An 18,481-nucleotide genomic window follows, 5' to 3' on the forward strand; every position below is an offset into this window, starting at 1 on the left:
GCGGCAGCATGACGATAAGCTCGTCATCCCGCTACGTGTTAGCGGGATCTATGCTAAAAGATACCACGGCGGTATGACGTAGAACTGCTGCTTGTTAGCGGATGAGATACCGCGAATGAATCGCGGTATGACGGTTAAGTACGTGTTAGCGGCTAAGAGATACTGCGGCGGTATGACGTAGAGCTCGCGTTAGCTATAAGATTAGCTAACATTCTGCACGTCCATAAAAAACAAACCTTCTTTTTCGTCTTGAACGCTAATAATAGCGTGAGTGTTAAAAGGTAAAGGATCATTTGTATGTCCATGGCCTACCCCTTTCATAGTAAATACAGGAAAGTTAACACTTTTTGCAAACCTTTCTTTTACAACTTCAACAAGGTTATCGTTATAGCAGTTAACGAAATCCCCAAAGATTACTGCATGTACTCCATCAAAGATGTGAGCTTGTTTTAGGTGATCTAAACTGCGCTCTATTGCGTATGGGTAGACTCTTATGTCCTCTAAAAATAGAATTTTACCTTTCGCATTTATTTGCCAAACAGTTCCTATACTGTTTTCAACTAAAGTCATATTACCACCGATGATTTTAGACTTTAATCTGCCATCTTTTAGTCTAATGCCATTATTTATCATCTTTAGCTTATCAAATCTGATAGAATCCCGCTTGTTAAGAATTAACTCTTTCAATTTTTCAACAGAGCTTTCAGAAACGGAGTTATTTACTATCATTTCCAACATGGTGCCGTGAAGAGTTTGCCAATCATATTTAGCTTGTAGATGGATGTGCAAGGCAGTTATATCGCTATAGCCTATGAGGATCTTTTTGTTTTGAGCAATCCTTTCTTTTTTATCATTGGGTAACTTTTCTAGATAGGGAATTAACCGAGAAGCCCCTTCTCCTCCTCTGATACACCAGATTATTTTACTATCACCGGTTAGTGCACTAACCAAATCATTTGCTCTGAATTCATCAGAGTTGGAATAAAATGGGTTATCATTACTATATATTTTCTCCGAAATATGGGGATTAAAATCCAAAGCTTCTACATATTCTTTTATAGTAGTCAGATCTGATTCTTTTCCCTTGGAGGAAGGAGCAATAATATCAACTTGGTCCATTGCATGAATACCTGTGTTAGCACATAAAGTGAGAATGAAATATAAAAGGTAAACAATCATTAAAATATCTTATAAAACTCTTTTTTTAGTATATCATCCAATTCAGAGAGTGGAACTTTCACTCCTAGTTCTTCCATTGACGTGACGCCATAACCTTGCAACCCACAAGGAATAATACCCTTATAGTGAGAGAGGTCTGGAAAGACGTTAAGCGCTATGCCATGATAAGTTACCCATTTTCTTAAGCGAATACCAAAAGCTGCAATTTTTTTTTCTACTCCGTTATGGTTTACCCAAATGCCTATTCTATCTTCTCTAAACTCTCCAAGTATATTAAATTGCTTTAAAACATTTATGATCCACTTACTTAGATCTCTAATATATAGCTTTATATCGCATTTGTTTCTTTTTTTAAGGTTTAACATTAAATATATAATGCGCTGTCCTGGACCATGATATGTGTGTTTACCACCCCTTCCTGTTTTATATATGGGAAATAGTTTTTCAACAATATCATCAGCTGTTGCACTGATTCCTGCAGTATAAAGTGGAGGGTGCTGGAGTAGCCATACCAATTCGTCTGCTGAATTATTGTGAATTTGTTGAATTTTCTCTTCCATGGATTTTACAGCACAGTTATAATCAATAAGCTGATTAGATATTAGCCATTCTGTCATATTCTATTTCTTTTTTTTTAGTATAGCAGTTCGTTTTTTCCTGTTATTCCAGTGTGTGACACTGGGCGCAGCCTTTCTTATTCCTAATATACTTAATACTAACTTCTGTGCTATTTCTCCTTAACAAACATAGTACATGACAAATGTTTAATTATTTGTCAACACAGGTCCTCTTTACGTATAGGCAACTTTTTTTATTGAAAAATTCAGAAAAATGTTGTATAATTATTAGTAGATTTTAGGTAAAATATATGGCAAACTCAAAATTTAGCATAACTTTCAACAACGAAATTTCAGAGTGTCTTGCTGGACTGGCTAAAATAAGAAATAAGTCCATTAAAGAACTAACAGAGAAGCTAATACAAGAAGCAATTGAAAATGAGGAAGATAAAATACTAATTGAGCGTGCTGCTAAACGTAATGTTTCAGGTGTAAAGAAAATTAGAAGTGAGGATGTAGACTGGAATACAATATTATCTTCATAGAAAGCGTTCTTGAGAAAGACCTTCCAGCTCTTCCAAAAACAATAAGATTAAGGATCATAAATGCGATAAATAAGCGCCTTACAGTTGATCCCATTAACCTTGGTGAGCCATTATATTACAGATTTAAAGGACAAAGAAGATTAAGGGTAGGTGATTATCGCGTTATCTATTCCGTAAATATTATAAAATATGAAGTGGTTATCGCAGAGATAGGACACAGAAAAGATATTTATAAGTAAGTACATCATATAAATATTAAATATATTTTTACTCCTTCCTGATTCATTTTCTACCTTAGGTGGCTTCGCTCAGCTCAAAAAAAAAGCTCATTCTTTTTGCTACCCCTTATTGTGCCTGCCATTTAACTACTGTGTAGAGATTGCTCTCAAACATAATGTTCGTACGTTAGTATATCCTTCCTGTGACACCAATTGATATAATTCTACCACAAATTCAATTTTTTAGGAGGCATATATGAATCTCAATATTTTTCAAAGAAAAAAAAGCGCAGTATTTACTAAATATTCTGCTTTGCAGCTAATGATGGAGCCAAGTTGGAGTAAGCGTGATTATGTAAGTTTTGCTGAGGAAGGTTACATAAAAAATGTTATTGCCTTTCGAGCAATTAATATGATTGCAAGTGCTGCATCTTCGGTACCTTTTACTCTCTGCCAGCTTACTGAACAGGGAAAATCGCAATTAAAAGCCCATCCATTACTGAAATTACTTTATTCTCCTAATCCAATGACATCAAAATCGGAATTTATTGAGGGGATTGTAACTTATCGGTTAGTTAACGGCAATTCTTATATATTGATGGTTGAGTCACAGAATAGTAGAAAACCACCAACAGAGCTTTATCTTCTGCGCCCCGATAGGGTTGAAATTGTTCCAGGGAGAAATAACGTTCCTTATATCTATCGTTATACCATAAATAACAACAGTTATGACTTTAAAGTTGATAAACTAACTGGATGTTCAGCAGTGTTGCACTTAAAGACCTTTAATCCTTTGAATGATTGGTATGGGTTATCACCAATTGAGGCAGCTGCATATAGCATAGATCAACATAATCAGGCGGGTGCTTGGAATCAAGCGATGTTGCAAAATGGGGCAAGACCAAGTGGTGCAATAGTTGTAAAATCAGCAAAAGATGGAAGTGGTGGAAGTTTAAGTCAAGAGCAGTACCAACGCTTAAAAGCGCAGATAAATGATCATTATTCAGGTTCTATAAACGCTGGAAGACCGATATTGCTTGAAGGAGGCTTGGAGTGGAAAGAAATGAGCTTATCGCCAAGGGATATGGATTTTATTGAGTCCAAACACAGCTCAGCTCGTGATATTGCGCTAGCTTTTGGCGTTCCACCGCAATTGCTTGGCATACCGGGTGATAACACTTATAGCAATTTAGTCGAAGCACGCTTATCCCTCTGGGAGCAGACGGTTTTACCAACGCTAGAAAATATTATCTGTCACCTGAATTCTTGGCTGACACCAAGATTTGGTGAAGATCTGTGCTTGTCGTATGACAAAGATGCAATAGAAATTCTCATGGAAAAAAGACAAAAGTTGTGGAAATACGTAGAAAACGCAAGCTTCATGACGCTCAACGAAAAGAGAGAAGCATTTGGCTTGCCACCACTGCCAGGTGGTGATGAGTTAGGTTAAGTTTGTATCCGTTCAGATGAGTTTATTGTCCCCTAAACCGTACACCTAAGTAAATTAACTATTTTTCTTGCCAACCAGAGCGATGAAGATTTGGTCTACATCAAAACTCATCTTAGGACGCCAAATAGGGCCATCCAAATGCATATCGATATAGATTGGATTACTATAATTTGGTGGTATGAAAAAGAACCTGAATATAGAAGCTAAAGCGAAGTTAGATAAGGTTAAATTAGAAGAGATCGATCCTGATGCTTGATCAATCCCGAACTGTAAACTAGTTGAACATATACCACTCTTAATACTTGCTTTTCCGCTAATATTTTCAAAAAATGTCTTGCCATTATATATATCAACATAAGCAAGTGTGGAAATTTCAGATTTATTCTTACTGCTTAACAAATTAGTGATAAATGAATTGAAATCTACATTAGTAACTTCTATTCCTTGCGCTTGTAAGTTTACATCTCCTGATAAGTTACTAGCCCAATCATGAAAACTTTTTCCTTGAGTTTTGATTTCACCATTTAAGCTTACCTGACCATTTACATTGTCAATTCCTATAACCTTACCAATCTTTTTAGTGTCCAAATTTACAATAGAAAATCTTGTATTTATTGAGTCTGATCTTAAATAACCCTGAAAAAACACTTGCCCGCGTTCTAATACGTAACTTGCCTGCCTGATAGTGATAGTGTTGTTTCTCATTACCGCATCCAAATTAAAATCTTTTAAAACATTCTGCTCGGTTTTAAATTCTGCAGTATTGATTTGCACATTTGCATCAAAGCCTTCTTTATCATCCAAAAAATCAAGCTGCTTTGTTGACCATTGAATTTGATCTATCTCATTTCTTGAATTTCTTTTCGTCTCTACTAAATTTGGTAATGTAATAATTTTTCCATTAAATTTACTGCCCGTAAGGTTAACATCTAATAAAGGTTTGGCGTATTTTTGATCTGCTAATATTTTTGCATTACCGGTAATATCGAAATCTTCTCCAGATAGTTTTATTTTATCTGCAACTAGCTTACCTTTTTCCATTTTCAGCAAAAAATCCAAATTTTTAATTTTCGTATCATTCAATGTAAGGTTATTAACACGGGCCTTTATATTTGTATCATACTGAAAATTTTTCAGCCATTGCATTTTAGGTAAATTGCTAAATAATGAATGATCATATTTATCTGCATCAAGATTATGCATGCTAAATTCACCATCGATCACACTGCGTTTTTTTGTGTGGCTTACTCTAATTGATCCTTGCAAGGATTCCTTATTATTTAGCAGTCTAATGTCTGAGATAGATAATATTCTTGGTGCAAGGTGCAGTTTAGAACTTAGTGTAAATTGATTTTTCTGGTTTTCTTTCATCTTTATAGAAGGGAAAAAACATGAAATGAATGACTCAAAATCATTTCCTTCGACTAATAAATCACCGTTGAATTCAGATAGGACATTATTGTTTGAGATCTCTCCTGATAAGTAAGATATATTATTGATTCCAGGAAATTTAAGAAGCGTATTAACTTTTACTTTGCCATCAGTGGATTTTAGTACAGCACGGAAATTGTCCAATATTTTGTTTTGATATTGAATGTTAGAAGCTTCCATATTAAAATTTAAGCTCAAGTTCTTTGGCACAACTGCTCTAAAACATTCCAGAAGATCCTTCATATTCATTGTTCTTTGTGAATCATTTTGTATGGAATCTAAATCAACTTTACTGAAGCTAATATTGAAATTAGTGTGATTGCCTTTTCTATCATTTTGTATTGTACCGCTGGCTTGCATGCTTTTGGAATCAATTTTTAAGTCAGTTGCCGTAAACTCACTTTCATTAAGACTTATATTGGATGATATCTTGATATTTTCGCTAGGAATAACACAAGAGAGAAAGCTAAGATTAATGATTTTTGCTAAATCACTCACAGAACCGGAACTGTTATTAATTGTTAATGTTAAATTACCCTGGAGTTCTTCTTGATTTCTATTACCTGTAAATAGCAAATTTACAAAATTTGATTCAACACTAATGTGTACATTCCTTTTTGTGATATTAACCTTTCCTGAAAAATCGTAATTATTATCACCTACCTTTACTTTACCAAAAAACTGCTTATTTTTTTTTACAGCAACTTCCTTTATGTTAACAATATCAGCGAAATCATTCTTGAAACTTACTTGGCTGTCTTTTATTACTATATCGACTGTGTTACCACTGGCGTTTGTATTTATAATATTAAGTAAATTTTCTTTGTTGCTTTTCATGCCAAACAATGTGATTGACTTTGGTTGCAACGAAAATAAAAACAACGATAGGAATGATGGCCTTATTTCAATTTTTCTTACACTAATTAAATCTGACAACTTTTGCTCTTTATTTTCGTTGTATTGTACGTATACATTATAAATAGTGAGCTTTGGGGTAATCAACGAAACTTTAATTTTTCCCCCAATATGCACTTTAGCATCATACGTCTTCTCTAACTCTTTTATGATATATTTCCTGTAGCCACTCCAATCCTTAAAAGTTGCAGCAACATGCATGAGAATTAATAGCAGTGAGATTGATAATATAGCATATAAAGAAAGTCTCATAATTTACACATGCTTAAAGTTTCCCTTAAATATTAAATAGAGAATACCAAAATAAACAATAACACTCAAAGCTATTAAAGTCGTTAAATAAACAATACGAGCCAACATTTTATCAAAAAATAATCCTGCCAACAAAGAATTAAAAATATAAAGGGCTATTGACATGACTGCCGTTGCTACAAAAATTTTCATGACATTTAACAATAACGCTTGGCTAACCTTATACATTTTATTTATTGTTAAATAACTAATTAATAGAATAGAGTTTATCCAAGTGGAAACGGAAGTAGCAATAGCAATCCCCGTATGCTGATACTCGTTCATTAACAAAAGGTTTAGCACTACATTAATTCCAAGACACATTAGCGAAAATATGGTTGGTATTTTCAGATTGCCTTTAGCAAAAAATGTAGGTAGCAATACTTTATTTATAATAAATGCAGGTAAAGAAAGAGAAAATGCTATTAAAGTGGGAACAGTTTGCTGCACTGCATAATGATCAAACCGGCCGTAAGAAAAAAGCGTAAGTAAAATTATGTCGGGAATAATGATAAAGGCAGCAGTTGTTGGCATAATTAACATTAATCCTATGTTGAGAGCCTTGTTCTGTATTTTGACTATATTTTCAGTATTATCCACCTGTTTTGAAATTAAAGGAAGAAGCACTGTACCAATTGCAGTACCGATTATTCCCTGCGGTAGTTGATTTAGTCTATCGGCATAATATATATAGGACACCGCATTTGGTATAAAACTCGCCATGATTGTATCAATCCATAAGCTTATTTGAGTTACACAATTGTTGATAATTGCAGGTATCACACGCTTAAAAAATAACCTTACTTCATTGCTTAATTCAAGGCTAAAAGAAAAAGCTGCCTTTAACTTGTATGCACTAAATAGTATCAAAAGTAGCTGGAAAATTCCTCCTATAAGGACAGCTATAGAAAGGTTGTGCGCTGGAGTTTTTACGTAAGGCACAAACAAACTGATGATTAAACAGAGATTCAAAACGATTGGTGCAATAGCTGTTGAAGCAAAATGCTGCTTTACTTGCAGCATTCCACCAATAAGTGATGCAATTGAAACAAAGATTATGTAGGGCATCATAATTCTTGATAAAGTAACAGTAAGGGTAAACTTACTTTGGTCAAATCCAGGAGCAAAAATTTGAATCATATAAGGGGAGAAAGTTTGCATGATAAGGCAAAAAATTACTAAGATAATAAACGTAATGGATATTACACTACTTGCAAAATTAAATGCCTTTTTATTATCATATGATTCTGTCGAATATAATGGTATGAATGAGGTAGTGAACGCTCCTTCTGCAAAAAATGCTCGAAATAGATTGGCAAAACGAAACGAAGAAAAAAATATGTCTGCAAGAGAGTTCGCACCAATAACCGTAGCAATCAATACATCTCTTATTAACCCTGAGATCCTTGAAATAGCCGTAAAAAAACTAAATGTGAAAATACTTTTAAACATACCACTACTTCATTAGTGTCAATACAATTAACTATAATGGTAAAAGTATCAATGAAAATATTTATTGGCTAAACTTAAAACCCTCTGCAAAAGGAGAGTTAAATAATCAATTGACTATTTGCGCTCTTATGTTAGAAATTTTATATCTTGGCGGGCGTAGCTCAGTTGGTAGAGCGTCAGTTTGTGGTACTGAATGTCGCCAGTTCGATCCTGGTCGCTCGCCCCACTAAAACCCGATAATTTGAAAAACCGTCATCCCGCTGCTTGTTAGCGGGATCTAGAGATACCGTGACGGTATGACGTGAGTTAGCTATACATTGGCCACTGATGATTGAAATAGTTAATTACTGTAAAATTTGACATTAACCGCTAATAGTTAGAATATTAGTAGAGTAAGAATTACTCAAGAAGGCATGCATAAATATGATGTAGTAGTAGTAGGTGGTGGTCATGCAGGGTGCGAAGCTGCTGCTGCTGCAGCTCGCCTTGGTGCAAACACGCTGCTTATAACTCATAAAATTTCAACTATAGGGGAAATGTCCTGCAATCCAGCAATCGGAGGAGTTGCAAAGGGCGTTGTAGTCAGGGAAGTTGACGCTCTTGATGGAATAATGGGAAGAGCAATCGATCAAGCAAGTATACACTCAGTCATTTTAAATAGCAGCAGAGGTGCAGCAGTATGGGGCCCGCGTGCACAGGCAGACCGAAAATTATACAAGCAAGCAATACAGGAAATTATTCTAAATTATAATAATTTGACGGTAAAAGAAGAGTCGGTTGACGATTTTCTTATAGAGAGTAATAACAATGGAGAATTGTGCATTAAAGCTGTAATAACAAGCTCAGGGGAGCATATACTGACAAGTAAAGTCGTTCTAACTACAGGGACTTTTCTGCGGGGTGTGATTCATATAGGAGAGCAGGTAACTCCTTCAGGGAGAATGGGAGATAAGCCTGCAGTAGAACTTGCAAATACGTTGAAGAAATATAATTTTAAATTAGGTAGATTGCGTACTGGAACTCCACCGAGGCTTGATCGTGGCACTATAAACTGGTCAATATTGCAAGAACAAGTGGGTGATAATCCACCTGTGCCGTTTTCTTATCTCACAGAAAAAATTAACCAACCTCAGGTATCATGCTTTATTACCCATACTAATGAAAACACGCATAAAATAATTAGAGAGAATCTGCACAGGTCAGCTTCTTCGTATTTGGATGATATTATAGCACCAAGATACTGCCCATCAATTGAAGTTAAAGTTAATAAATTTGCAGAAAAAAGTAGTCATCAAATATTTCTAGAGCCAGAAGGCCTGGATGATGATACTGTATACCCGAACGGAATTTCAAATTCATTGCCTATTGAAGTGCAGCGTGAAATGATAAAGAGTATCAAAGGACTTGAAAACGCAGAAATACTAAGGCCTGGATATGCAGTTGAGTATGACTATATTGACCCACGAGAGCTGTTTCATACTCTTGAAACTAAGAAAATTAAAGGCCTATATTTTGCTGGCCAAATTAATGGCACCACTGGATATGAAGAAGCAGCAGGGCAAGGAATTATTGCCGGGATCAATGCAGCACTTTCTGCATCTGAAAAAAAAGAAAGCTTTGTTCTTCATCGCACAGACTCATATATCGGCGTAATGATAGATGATCTAGTCATCAAAGGGGTGATCGAACCTTATAGATTATTTACCTCGCGTGCAGAATATAGGCTAGCTATCAGGTCAGACAATGCAGATAGAAGATTAACACAAAAAGGTTATGATATTTCCCTTGTTTCGCATGAGAGATACTCTGTTTTACAGAATAAACTTGAATCCATTAAGCAGCTTGAAGAGAAGTTAGGGAGTCTGACGATTACTCCTGAGCAGCTTAGGTCTTATGGTATCAAAATATCTTATGATGGGATAAGAAAAACGGCACTAGATTTACTTAGCTATCCAAACATCGACTGGAATAAATTACAAGAAATATGGCCGGAGTTAAGCAGCGTCACGCGCTGGAATGGCAAAATGGGACACACCAAAGCGGATAATAGAGCTAAGAATGAAATATGCGAAGCGGTTGAAATTGAAGCAAAATATAAACCCTACCTAATAAGACAAGAAGCAGATATGAAGTTTTTACGAGAGGAAATTAACACTCAAATTCCAATCAACTTCAACTATTCACAAGTTAAAGGCTTGTCAAGTGAGGTAATAGAAAAGCTACAAACAATAAAACCAGCGACGATTGGCATTGCAAAGCAAATACAAGGCATCACTCCCGCAGCGATAGTGAGCATATTAGTGTATTTGAGAAACAGGAAAACGAAAGTAGCTGCTAGTTTTGCGTGAGGCATTCCATGTCAAAAATCAAAGAATTTCGTTCTTTTATGCACGAAATAAACGTTGATGCATTTGTGTTACATACTAAAGACGAATATTTAAATGAGTATTCAGAGGAGCTAACAAAGCTGTGTGGCTTCACAGGAACAAATGGGCTGCTTATTGTCACAAAAAACAACAAGTGCCAATTTTTTACAGATGGACGCTATATCACACAAGCTCACAATCAGCTCGATCAGGGCAATTTTCAAGTATATAATATACAAGAAGAGGATCCACGCGAATGGATAAAAGCAAACTTAACATCGACTGCCTCACTAGGTTATTATTTGCAATATTTTACCATGGAAGATATAAGAAAGTATGAGAATATCTGTAAATTAATACCCTGTTTAGCTGGAAAAAAAAGTGACTATCGAAAACAAGCAGTGGTTTTACATTCTATTAAATATGCTGGTGAAAGTAGTAAGGACAAATGTGAAAAAGTCGCTAAAAGTATAGATAAAGAAGCTGAAGCAGTGCTTTTAACTGATCCAAATTCAATTTCATGGTTATTAAATTTAAGAAACGAAAATGCTAAATATACTCCATGTATATTGGGTCGTGCTATATTGTATAAAAGCGGTAATGTTGATTTGTTTATTCAAGATAAAGAACATTCAACTATAGAAGCAAATTTAGGCAATCATATAAATATTTTTGATATCAGTGAGCTAGAAAATTCGCTGCACAAGCTAAATTCAATAGTTATAGATCCAAACACAACTCCAATGAGTATCATGGCTGTAATAAAAGATAAACAGGTAGCTGAAAGAGAGGATCCTTGTTTAATTTATAAAGCAGTAAAAAATCAAACTGAAATAGCTGGGGCTATAAATGCGCACATCAGAGATGGAGTGGCAGTTACAAATTTTCTACATTGGCTTGAAAGTAATGTTGGTACAGAGCTTGAAGCTGAAGAAAGGATTTTAGAATACAGAAAAGAGCAGAATTTGTTTAAACAATTGAGCTTTCCAACAATTTCTGCATTTAATGAGAATGGGGCAATAATTCACTATCGTGCAAGCAGTAAGACGAATAAAGTAATTCAGAAAGATGGACTGTATTTGATTGACTCTGGTGGCCAGTACCTTGACGGCACAACTGATGTGACAAGAACTGTAGTAGTTGGTAATCCGACCAATGAGCAAATAACCCACTATACAATAGTACTCAAAGCTCACATTGCTATAGCAAGTGTCGTCTTTCCCCCCGGCACTACTGGTGGAGAATTGGATATATTGGCACGTACGCATTTATGGAAATTTGGAATGGACTATATGCATGGTACAGGGCATGGAGTAGGAAGTTACCTATCAGTACACGAAGGACCACAAGCAATATCAAAAAGTAATAAAGTGAAACTCACGCCAGGGATGATACTTTCCAACGAACCTGGCTATTACATTCCGGGAGAGTATGGAATAAGGATTGAAAATCTGATGTATGTCAACAGACAAGAAAACGGCTTCTTAAACTTTAAACAACTGACCTCTATTCCATATGATAGAAGACTAATAAATGTGCAAATGCTTACTAAGGATGAAATTGAATGGATAAATGGCTACCATCAATTTGTCTATAAAAACTTAGAAAATAGCGTCAAAGATAAGGAGTGGTTAAAGAAAGTATGTGACCCTTTATAAGCAAAGGAGCATTTTTTATTATTTAAAAAGTATTAATGCAATTGTGATGAGTATTTTGTATTGTTTTTAATTTAAAAACAATATATAATAAAAAATCGATATTTTCAAGTAGGTGTAATTATGACAGGTAAAGTGCAAGAAGATGAATTTATGAAGCAGTATATAGATACTTGCAAAGAGCAAATAGAAAAATTAGCCAAGGATCCTGAATTGCTTAATCAGACTTTAAAACCATTTATGCAAATGTCTCAGCAGCTTATGGCTGGCGGTATGTTAGAAGGCGGTATGCCTAACATGATACCTGATTTGGACAGCATGGATGCTAACAAGATGATTGCTCAGATGAAGGAAATGATTGACTACATAAGAGGTAACTATAAGGAACTAATGAAAGAGCGCAGCTCGCAAATTCAAGAGCTTGATGAATCCAGTAAGAAGCTAAGAGGTTTAGTTAAAAAATTGATAGAAAAGATCGAAAGTAAGTAAATAACATCTGGATTTCTGTCATTCTATATACAACTTTCTAGTTGGACGGTAAGTCGAGGTCAATTGTTGATGTCATGCAAGTAGTGTAGCTACTTGCATAGCATTTATACCAGTTTTCGTAAATAAATAAGGTACGTTGCTTAAGGCTGCAGTTATAGTGAGGTATTTTTTCTAGTTTGTTTTCTTATTTCTGAGGTTTATAGCTAAGGTTTTCCCTACGTCATACCGCGATTCATTCGCGGTATCTCAGCCGCTAACGAGTAGCGGAATGACGGTTTTTCAAATCGTCGATGAACCTAAGTCACTTTATCTGTAGTATCGGGAACGTAATTGCACATTGGTTTTACAAATTTGAAAATTAGTGTTAAATAAAAATATAAACGCAAAAGGAAAAGAAATGATTGAACTTAAAGGCCCAGAAATTTGTGCAGGCGGAAATAAGAAAAATTTGATTATTTTTTTACATGGTTGGGGCTCAAGTGGCGATAATTTCATTCACCTTGCTAAAGTTATGAGCAAGTTTTTACTGGGTTCATATTTTACAGTACCCAATGCTCCGTTTGAAAGAGAAATAGGTGATGGTTATCAGTGGTTCAGCTTGGAAGATCGTAGTGAGGAAGCGCTATATAATGGAGTAAAAAATGCTACATCAATTGTAAATCATTTCATTGATACAAAATTAAAGGAGCTTAATTTAAAAGATACGCAACTTTCTTTAGTTGGATTTTCTCAAGGAGCAATGCTTGCAATACATACAGCTCTCACCCGCTCTCAATCCTGTGCATCAGTTGTTGCATACTCTGGTAGGTTTCTTTCACCTTCAAAAACTGCACCAGAGATCAAATCAAAGCCTAACATATGTGTTATCCATGGTGATGCTGACGACGTGGTACCTTTTTCGTCCCTCGACTTAGCGGTTAAAGCTCTGAAAGAAAATGGAGTAAATGTTGAAGGACACCCAATTCATGCATTAGGGCATATTATTAATGAAGAGGGAATAAAATTAGGAGTAGAATTTATCAAGAAGAATTTTAAAAATTAATTTTCATGCACTTGTTTTGCTTTGGTTATGGATATGTAGCTAAATTTTTATCGAAAAAATTACTGAACTTAGGTTGGAAAGTCAGTGGCACATCAAGAAGTAAAAATATACAAGATGTAATCCTCTTTAATTATGAGAAAGTTAGTCAAGATCTGCTTAAAAGCGCAACGCACGTTTTAATTTCTATTCCTCCAGATGGCGATGATGTTGTGGAGAGATACGGTGATTGCCTGCAAAATGTAAAATGGTTCGGTTATTTGTCTGCAACTAGCGTCTATGGTGATCACTCTGGTAATTGGGTGAATGAGGAATCTGAAACAAAACCTATAGAAATCAGAGGAGAAAAGCGCCTTAGATCTGAAAAGAGGTGGCTGAATAGCAGATTGCCTGTACATATTTTTCGTTTAGCTGGAATATACGGTCCTGGTAGGAATGTGTTAATTGACTTGCAGCTTGGCAAAGCAAGGAATGTGAAAAAAGAAGGGCATTTTTTTTCTCGTATTCACGTTGAAGATATATCAAATATTTTATTTTCTTCCATGCAAAACATAAAACCTGGTGAAATATACAATTGTGCAGACGATTTACCCACTACACAATCTGAAGTGGTAATATATGCGACCAAACTTCTCAATGTTAGCCCTCCAGAACCAATTGAGTTACCAGATTATGCACAGAGTTTTTATTTAGGATCAAAGAGAGTAAGTAATGTTAAAATTAAAAAAGATCTTAATGTCTCTCTAATTTATCCTAACTACAAGGTGGGATTAGAGAGTTTGCACGTAAACAAAACTGAAATCACATCAGAATGATAGATAGGCTTATTGTCACTGCCATTAAGTTAAGGAAAGAATGGTTAAAAACTGAACTAAAAAGTCAGAAATAATTAAGGATTTATGACAAATGCTGAAACAGAATAGAGTAAACTTTAAAGCAGATAAACTCTGAAGTGTAAATTACTTAAGAAATAGTGACCTTACCCAGAAAAAGTGGAGAGAAAGAAAAGAGTTTTTTTGGGTAAAATAAAATTTTGGAGGATTAGAAATGGTAAGAGAATATACGGCAGAATTCAAATTGGAAGCTGTTAAGCTGGCAAATGAACAAAGAAAGGCAGGTCAAACAATTACAAAAATAGCAAGAGATTTAGGAATAAAGGGTGGTTTATTAGGAAAATGGATAAAGAAACACAACGAAAAAAAGTCGGCGGCAAATGCATTTCCAGATGTAGCACCTTATGACAAAGAGAGGTTTGATTTACAAAGCAAGAGTAACAAGGGAAAGAGACATTTAAAAAAAAGCCCTGGCCAGTCAAAAAGAGTAAAATATTTTTTTATATAGTAACTGCTATAAAGTACAGGAATTATGTAGGATTTTCTGCTAGTGGCTACTATAAGTGGACCACAAGAAAAATAAGCAGTAGAGAATCAGCAAATAAAGAGCTACTCGCAGCTATTCAAAAAATATATCAAGTTTCTAAATGTAGATATGGAGCTCCTAAAATTCATGCTGAATTGAAGGCTTTGGGTAAAAGTTGCAATTTGAAAACGGTGCAAAGTATTATGCAGAAAAATGACATCAGGGCTATACTGAGAAGAAAGTTTAAAATTAAAAAACAACAAACAGATAATAGAGCTGTAGCTCCCAATATACTAGATCAAAACTTTATTGTTGATCAACCAAATAAAGTATGGGATTACTTACATCAAAACCAAGGAGGGATGGCTATATTTGGCAGCAATAATTCTCACGTATGGTAGTTAATGAGTAGTGCAATAAATAAACAATTGGTTATGAACTCTTTATTAATGGCCATTAATAGGCGTAAACCTGTTAAAAATCTACTGCTGCACAGTGACCAAGGTTCACAATATACTGCGCAAGGGTATCAATATCTCTTAGCTGTAAAGAATATAGATGAGTAATAAAGGCTGTTGTTACGACAATTCTGTTGCAGAAAGCTTCTTTAGCTCATTGAAAAGAGAAATACTTATTGATACTTCACAACACTCTGCTCAACAAACTAGAACTGCAATATTTGAATACATAGAAATTTTTTATAACAAACAACGTCACTATTAACTATTGCATTCCAGAACAATTTGATGCATCATTCTTTTTGTAAAAAACATTCCACACTTTCTCTCCACTTTTTCTGGGTAAGGTCATATGTGTACATCCCCATCATGAATGCTATTTTCGGTAAAATCTCTTACAACGCTCAAAAGCAGAAAAACAAAAACTTGATTTTCTCAGCTAAATAGTGGACCATCAAAAGCACGCATAAATATCTACAATGAAAGAAAAAACTTTCACAATCATCGATGGCTATGGTTTTCTTTTCAGAGCTTACTATGTACTACCTCACTTAATTACCACAACAGGAATGCCAATAGGTGGTGTATATGGCTTTCTGAATATGGTTCTTAAGTACATTGCCCATTCGGACTACTTAACTATAGCACTTGATGCAGGGAAAAAGAATTTTAGGCACAATTTATATCCTGAGTACAAAGCGAACAGAGTAACGCCTCCTGAGGATCTAACTCCACAGTTCACCATACTGAGGGAAGCGGTAGAAGCTTTTAACCTCAGCTATGAAGAGATTGAAGGTTATGAAGCAGATGATATAATTGCAACACTAGCTGCAAAATACGCCAACCACCAAGACTTTAAAGTGGTAGTCGTTTCATCAGATAAAGATTTATTTCAACTCTTGAACCACAATATTTTAATATTCGACCCCATTAAAAATATATATATAGATGAAAAACAAGTAATAGAAAAATTTGGCGTAAACTCACACAAGCTTCTTGATTTATTTTCTCTAACTGGTGATGCATCTGACAACATTCCAGGCGTTCCGGGAATAGGTCCGAAGACTGCAGCTAAATTACTAGATGAATTTGATTCATTGAATAATATTATAGAGAACATTGATAACATCGAGCAAACGAGGATTCGTAATATTCTTGCTGAACATAAGGAAAAAGCGCTAATTTCAAGAGAACTTTTATCACTATGCGAAAAAGTAGACCTTCAACATGATATTGCAAAATGTGAAGTTCGCCCTCCAAATATGGAAAAACTATTATCCTTTTTAAAGAAGTATGAATTCAATTCCTTGATAGGGAAAGTGGAAAAGCTTTTTTCCTATAGTGGGTCTAGCACAGAAGAAAAAATAGAGTATAGTAGTGAAGAGTTAGAGAAATTTTTAGAGCATTGTAGATATGAAGGCAAAATTGCAATTCATTACCACCTTGAAAACAATGTATTAAGTCTATCTTATAGCGAAAGTAATATTTTTTATATAGAGCAAGACAGCATACAAGATGCACTCATTATAATTAACTTAACTTTGCTCTCAAATGGAGTGCTTAAAATAATACATAACATTAAAGAGATCAGGAAAATCTTCCCTGCAATAGAGAAGATGTTAGATTCAGTTGATGATTTGATGATAATGTCGTATAGCTTGGATACAGGAAAGCATGATCACAGTATTCCAAACATAGTTGCGCATAATTTGAGTGAAAATGCAGAAATTTTCTCGGCAAAAACTTTAATAGCAATTCATGAAAAGCTAAAGCAAAGGTTATTTCAGGAAAAATTGCTCACAATTTACGAGCGCTTCGATAAGCCACTTATGAAAGTAATATTTGATATGGAGAAAAATGGGATATTACTGAACATACAAAAATTACAGGAGCTGTCCGATAAATTTCAGCAGGTAATTGCCGTGCTTGAAGATGAGATATATAATTTGGCAGGAGAAAGATTTAATATTGCTTCGCCAAAACAATTAAGTGATGTTTTATTCAACAAAATGGGGCTTAATAAAAAGAAAAAGTCAAAAAAATCTGGATCGTATAGCACCAATTATGAAGTTCTAGAGGCACTCGAAGAAGAAGGGGTAGAAATCGCAAGTAAAATCTTAAATTGGCGACATTTAAGTAAATTAAAAGGCACCTACACTGATGCATTAATAAAGCAAGTTGATCCACTTGATGGTAGAATACACACAAGCTTTTCAACGACTGCAACTGCAACTGGAAGGCTGAGCTCCAGCAATCCTAATTTACAGAATATTCCTATCAGAAGCGAAGAGGGAAATCTTATCAGACAAGCATTTATTGCGCCAAAAGGGCATAAGATAATTTCTGCTGACTATTCGCAAATAGAATTAAGACTCCTGGCACACGTTGCAAACGTTGCAGCATTTAAAGAAGCTTTTGCAAACGGACAAGATATTCATGAGATCACCGCAAGGCAAGTTTTTGGAGTGCAAGAAATAGATGAGCAATTAAGACGCAAAGCAAAATCCATCAATTTTGGAATTATATATGGCATTAGCCCATTTGGTCTTGCAAAGCGGCTTGGAATTACCATTGCGGAAGCTGCTGAATACATTAATTACTATTTTTCCTGTTACCCAGAAATAAAGGCCTATATGGAAAAAGCAGTGTCTATCGCAAGATTGCATGGTTATGTAGAAACTTTGTTTGGCAGGAGATGCTTTGTAAGAGACATAAACAATACAATTCCTTATATAAGACAATTTGCAGAAAGGGCAGCAATAAACGCACCACTGCAAGGAACCGCTGCTGATATAATAAAACGTGCGACAATTCAGCTTTTTGACCAATTGAAAGTAGGTAAAATAATCCTCCAGGTTCACGATGAACTACTGGTTGAAGTAGAAGACGAAAAGGTGCAAGAAACAGCAAAACTTATAAAAGATATAATGGAAAATGCAATAGAAATTTCTATACCACTTGAAGTAGAAATAAAAATTGGCGACAACTGGGGTCTAAATTCCCTTAATTATGACTTAAACATCGTGAATTCTAGGAGTATAGATTATTTGAATTAATATGAAAAATATGCTACAATT

17 protein-coding genes and 1 tRNA gene are annotated in these 18,481 nt (G+C 34.9%); 14 read left to right on the plus strand and 4 right to left on the minus strand.

The features are described from left to right. Window positions 1–201: 201 nt before the first annotated feature. Window positions 202–1,179: an LD-carboxypeptidase gene (locus ABL518_RS00960; RefSeq protein ID WP_010081984.1), complete on the minus strand. Its 978-nt coding sequence runs from the start codon at window positions 1,177–1,179 to the stop codon at window positions 202–204. Then, complete coding sequence (gene lipB / locus ABL518_RS00965) at window positions 1,179–1,796, minus strand: lipoyl(octanoyl) transferase LipB (protein WP_010081985.1); 618 nt, start codon at window positions 1,794–1,796, stop codon at window positions 1,179–1,181. The genes ABL518_RS00960 and lipB overlap by 1 nt, the downstream gene beginning before the upstream one ends. A gap of 251 nt (window positions 1,797–2,047) precedes the next feature. Here lipB and ABL518_RS00970 point away from each other — a divergent pair, with 251 nt between their 5' ends. The 3 genes from ABL518_RS00970 (at window position 2,048) to ABL518_RS00980 (ending at window position 3,949) form a co-directional block, all read left to right on the plus strand. Further along, complete coding sequence (locus ABL518_RS00970) at window positions 2,048–2,281, plus strand: DUF6290 family protein (RefSeq protein WP_010081986.1); 234 nt, start codon at window positions 2,048–2,050, stop codon at window positions 2,279–2,281. Further along, window positions 2,278–2,520, plus strand: a complete 243-nt coding sequence (locus tag ABL518_RS00975; RefSeq protein ID WP_348994398.1) for a type II toxin-antitoxin system RelE/ParE family toxin — start codon at window positions 2,278–2,280, stop codon at window positions 2,518–2,520. Before ABL518_RS00970 ends, ABL518_RS00975 begins: the two co-directional genes overlap by 4 nt. Window positions 2,521–2,755: 235 nt before the next feature. Next, the gene (locus ABL518_RS00980; protein WP_010962986.1) at window positions 2,756–3,949 is read left to right on the plus strand and encodes a phage portal protein; all 1,194 of its coding nucleotides are present in this window, start codon (window positions 2,756–2,758) and stop codon (window positions 3,947–3,949) included. Between the two features lie 54 nt (window positions 3,950–4,003). Here the strand turns inward: ABL518_RS00980 and ABL518_RS00985 are convergent, their stop codons facing one another. Both ABL518_RS00985 and murJ read right to left on the minus strand, forming a co-directional pair. Next, window positions 4,004–6,547: an AsmA-like C-terminal region-containing protein gene (locus ABL518_RS00985; protein WP_095742811.1), complete on the minus strand. Its 2,544-nt coding sequence runs from the start codon at window positions 6,545–6,547 to the stop codon at window positions 4,004–4,006. 3 nt (window positions 6,548–6,550) lie between these two features. Next, window positions 6,551–8,038, minus strand: coding sequence for a murein biosynthesis integral membrane protein MurJ (murJ, locus tag ABL518_RS00990; protein WP_010962984.1), 1,488 nt, complete (start codon window positions 8,036–8,038; stop codon window positions 6,551–6,553). Window positions 8,039–8,188: 150 nt separating this feature from the next. On the opposite strand from murJ, the gene ABL518_RS00995 reads away from it, so the two are divergent. The 11 genes from ABL518_RS00995 to polA all read left to right on the plus strand — a co-directional run bounded on the left by ABL518_RS00995 (window position 8,189) and on the right by polA (window position 18,460). Beyond that, window positions 8,189–8,264: transfer RNA gene (locus ABL518_RS00995), tRNA-His, on the plus strand. Window positions 8,265–8,451: 187 nt separating this feature from the next. Next, on the plus strand, window positions 8,452–10,386 hold the full coding sequence (gene mnmG / locus ABL518_RS01000) for a tRNA uridine-5-carboxymethylaminomethyl(34) synthesis enzyme MnmG (RefSeq protein WP_010962983.1): 1,935 nt from the start codon (window positions 8,452–8,454) through the stop codon (window positions 10,384–10,386). Window positions 10,387–10,394: 8 nt separating this feature from the next. Further along, entirely contained in the window at window positions 10,395–12,062 is a 1,668-nt protein-coding gene (locus ABL518_RS01005; RefSeq protein WP_070356957.1) for an aminopeptidase P family protein, read from the plus strand. Between the two features lie 120 nt (window positions 12,063–12,182). Next, complete coding sequence (locus ABL518_RS01010; protein WP_010082066.1) at window positions 12,183–12,548, plus strand: hypothetical protein; 366 nt, start codon at window positions 12,183–12,185, stop codon at window positions 12,546–12,548. A gap of 397 nt (window positions 12,549–12,945) precedes the next feature. Then, window positions 12,946–13,590, plus strand: coding sequence for an alpha/beta hydrolase (locus ABL518_RS01015; protein ID WP_010962980.1), 645 nt, complete (start codon window positions 12,946–12,948; stop codon window positions 13,588–13,590). A 5-nt stretch (window positions 13,591–13,595) separates the two neighbouring features. Next, on the plus strand, window positions 13,596–14,402 hold the full coding sequence (locus ABL518_RS01020; RefSeq protein WP_010082068.1) for an SDR family oxidoreductase: 807 nt from the start codon (window positions 13,596–13,598) through the stop codon (window positions 14,400–14,402). A 232-nt stretch (window positions 14,403–14,634) separates the two neighbouring features. Further along, window positions 14,635–14,928, plus strand: coding sequence for a transposase (locus ABL518_RS01025; protein WP_010082069.1), 294 nt, complete (start codon window positions 14,635–14,637; stop codon window positions 14,926–14,928). Between the two features lie 71 nt (window positions 14,929–14,999). Beyond that, complete coding sequence (locus ABL518_RS01030) at window positions 15,000–15,347, plus strand: IS3 family transposase (protein ID WP_081420798.1); 348 nt, start codon at window positions 15,000–15,002, stop codon at window positions 15,345–15,347. Between the two features lie 3 nt (window positions 15,348–15,350). Then, entirely contained in the window at window positions 15,351–15,512 is a 162-nt protein-coding gene (locus ABL518_RS01035; RefSeq protein WP_010082071.1) for a DDE-type integrase/transposase/recombinase, read from the plus strand. Continuing rightward, complete coding sequence (locus ABL518_RS01040; RefSeq protein ID WP_010082072.1) at window positions 15,505–15,669, plus strand: IS3 family transposase; 165 nt, start codon at window positions 15,505–15,507, stop codon at window positions 15,667–15,669. Before ABL518_RS01035 ends, ABL518_RS01040 begins: the two co-directional genes overlap by 8 nt. Window positions 15,670–15,883: 214 nt before the next feature. Next, window positions 15,884–18,460 (plus strand): DNA polymerase I, encoded by a 2,577-nt coding sequence (gene polA / locus ABL518_RS01045; protein WP_010962979.1) that lies wholly within the window; start codon window positions 15,884–15,886, stop codon window positions 18,458–18,460. Window positions 18,461–18,481 lie beyond the last annotated feature (21 nt).

Origin of the sequence: Wolbachia endosymbiont of Drosophila willistoni (assembly GCF_040084705.1) — a bacterium.
Classification (GTDB): Bacteria; Pseudomonadota; Alphaproteobacteria; order Rickettsiales; family Anaplasmataceae; genus Wolbachia; species Wolbachia pipientis.